The 3,356-nt window shown below is 50.6% G+C and carries 2 rRNA genes; both read right to left on the minus strand.

The window, feature by feature from the left end:
* Positions 1–9: 9 nt before the first annotated feature.
* A 5S ribosomal RNA gene (gene rrf / locus HBR93_RS26660) occupies positions 10–125 on the minus strand.
* A 172-nt stretch (positions 126–297) separates the two neighbouring features.
* A 23S ribosomal RNA gene (locus tag HBR93_RS26665) occupies positions 298–3,191 on the minus strand.
* Positions 3,192–3,356 lie beyond the last annotated feature (165 nt).

The raw sequence follows: 3,356 nt of genomic DNA on the forward strand, positions 1-3,356 counted from the left end.
GGAATTTAATCTTGACGATGACCTACTCTCACATGGGGAAACCCCACACTACCATCGGCGATGCATCGTTTCACTACTGAGTTCGGGATGGGATCAGGTGGTTCCAATGCTCTATGGTCGTCAAGAAATTCGGGTACTGAGTCGTGACCAGATGGTCTCGCTTCAGCAAATTGGGTATGTGATAGCTTTCGGTGTTTTGTGAGATTCGAACTTTCGGTTCATTTCGTCTTCACACACCGCAATCTGATGCTTTTGCTTGTTTCCAAGTCAAGAGTAGTCAAATTGCTTGGGTGTTATATGGTCAAGCCTCACGGGCAATTAGTATTGGTTAGCTCAACGCCTCACAGCGCTTACACACCCAACCTATCAACGTCGTAGTCTTCGACGGCCCTTCAGGGAACTCAAGGTTCCAGTGAGATCTCATCTTGAGGCTAGTTTCCCGCTTAGATGCTTTCAGCGGTTATCTATTCCGAACATAGCTACCCGGCAATGCCACTGGCGTGACAACCGGAACACCAGAGGTTCGTCCACTCCGGTCCTCTCGTACTAGGAGCAGCCCCTCTCAAATCTCAAACGTCCACGGCAGATAGGGACCGAACTGTCTCACGACGTTCTAAACCCAGCTCGCGTACCACTTTAAATGGCGAACAGCCATACCCTTGGGACCGGCTTCAGCCCCAGGATGTGATGAGCCGACATCGAGGTGCCAAACACCGCCGTCGATATGAACTCTTGGGCGGTATCAGCCTGTTATCCCCGGAGTACCTTTTATCCGTTGAGCGATGGCCCTTCCATACAGAACCACCGGATCACTAAGACCTACTTTCGTACCTGCTCGACGTGTCTGTCTCGCAGTCAAGCGCGCTTTTGCCTTTATACTCTACGACCGATTTCCGACCGGTCTGAGCGCACCTTCGTACTCCTCCGTTACTCTTTAGGAGGAGACCGCCCCAGTCAAACTACCCACCATACACTGTCCTCGATCCGGATAACGGACCTGAGTTAGAACCTCAAAGTTGCCAGGGTGGTATTTCAAGGTTGGCTCCACGCGAACTGGCGTCCACGCTTCAAAGCCTCCCACCTATCCTACACAAGCAAATTCAAAGTCCAGTGCAAAGCTATAGTAAAGGTTCACGGGGTCTTTCCGTCTAGCCGCGGATACACTGCATCTTCACAGCGATTTCAATTTCACTGAGTCTCGGGTGGAGACAGCGCCGCCATCGTTACGCCATTCGTGCAGGTCGGAACTTACCCGACAAGGAATTTCGCTACCTTAGGACCGTTATAGTTACGGCCGCCGTTTACCGGGGCTTCGATCAAGAGCTTCGCGTTAGCTAACCCCATCAATTAACCTTCCGGCACCGGGCAGGCGTCACACCCTATACGTCCACTTTCGTGTTTGCAGAGTGCTGTGTTTTTAATAAACAGTCGCAGCGGCCTGGTATCTTCGACCGGCATGAGCTTACGGAGCAAGTCCTTCACCCTCACCGGCGCACCTTCTCCCGAAGTTACGGTGCCATTTTGCCTAGTTCCTTCACCCGAGTTCTCTCAAGCGCCTTGGTATTCTCTACCCAACCACCTGTGTCGGTTTGGGGTACGGTTCCTGGTTACCTGAAGCTTAGAAGCTTTTCTTGGAAGCATGGCATCAACCACTTCGTCATCTAAAAGATGACTCGTCATCAGCTCTCGGCCTTAGAATCCCGGATTTACCTAAGATTCCAGCCTACCACCTTAAACTTGGACAACCAACGCCAAGCTGGCCTAGCCTTCTCCGTCCCTCCATCGCAATAACCAGAAGTACAGGAATATTAACCTGTTTTCCATCGACTACGCTTTTCAGCCTCGCCTTAGGGACCGACTAACCCTGCGTCGATTAACGTTGCGCAGGAAACCTTGGTCTTTCGGCGTGGGTGTTTTTCACACCCATTGTCGTTACTCATGTCAGCATTCGCACTTCTGATACCTCCAGCAAGCTTCTCAACTCACCTTCACAGGCTTACAGAACGCTCCTCTACCGCATCATCCGAAGATGATACCCGTAGCTTCGGTGTATGGTTTGAGCCCCGTTACATCTTCCGCGCAGGCCGACTCGACTAGTGAGCTATTACGCTTTCTTTAAAGGGTGGCTGCTTCTAAGCCAACCTCCTAGCTGTCTAAGCCTTCCCACATCGTTTCCCACTTAACCATAACTTTGGGACCTTAGCTGACGGTCTGGGTTGTTTCCCTTTTCACGACGGACGTTAGCACCCGCCGTGTGTCTCCCATGCTCGGCACTTGTAGGTATTCGGAGTTTGCATCGGTTTGGTAAGTCGGGATGACCCCCTAGCCGAAACAGTGCTCTACCCCCTACAGTGATACATGAGGCGCTACCTAAATAGCTTTCGAGGAGAACCAGCTATCTCCGAGCTTGATTAGCCTTTCACTCCGATCCACAGGTCATCCGCTAACTTTTCAACGGTAGTCGGTTCGGTCCTCCAGTTAGTGTTACCCAACCTTCAACCTGCCCATGGATAGATCGCCCGGTTTCGGGTCTATTCCCAGCGACTAGACGCCCTATTAAGACTCGCTTTCGCTACGCCTCCCCTATTCGGTTAAGCTCGCCACTGAAAATAAGTCGCTGACCCATTATACAAAAGGTACGCAGTCACCCAACAAAGTGGGCTCCCACTGCTTGTACGCATACGGTTTCAGGATCTATTTCACTCCCCTCTCCGGGGTTCTTTTCGCCTTTCCCTCACGGTACTAGTTCACTATCGGTCAGTCAGTAGTATTTAGCCTTGGAGGATGGTCCCCCCATATTCAGACAAAGTTTCTCGTGCTCCGTCCTACTCGATTTCATGACTAAGAGATTTTCGCGTACAGGGCTATCACCCACTATGGCCGCACTTTCCAGAGCGTTCCGCTAATCTCAAAGCCACTTAAGGGCTAGTCCCCGTTCGCTCGCCACTACTAAGGGAATCTCGGTTGATTTCTTTTCCTCAGGGTACTTAGATGTTTCAGTTCCCCTGGTTCGCCTCTTAAGCCTATGTATTCAGCTTAAGATAACCATCTTATGATGGCTGGGTTCCCCCATTCAGACATCTCCGGATCAAAGTCTGTTTGCCGACTCCCCGAAGCTTTTCGCAGGCTACCACGTCTTTCATCGCCTCTGACTGCCAAGGCATCCACCGTATGCGCTTCTTCACTTGACCATATAACCCCAAGCAATCTGGTTATACTGTGAAGACGACATTCGCCGAAAATTCGATAATACTCAATTTGAGTAACTCACAAATTTTACCTTAGCCTGATCCGTTACCAGTGAAAGTAACGTTCAGTCTATCTTTCTATCACATACCCAAATTTTTAAAGAACGA

It is taken from the genome of Pseudomonas sp. WS 5411 (assembly GCF_012985595.1).
Taxonomy (GTDB): Bacteria; Pseudomonadota; Gammaproteobacteria; order Pseudomonadales; family Pseudomonadaceae; genus Aquipseudomonas; species Aquipseudomonas shahriarae.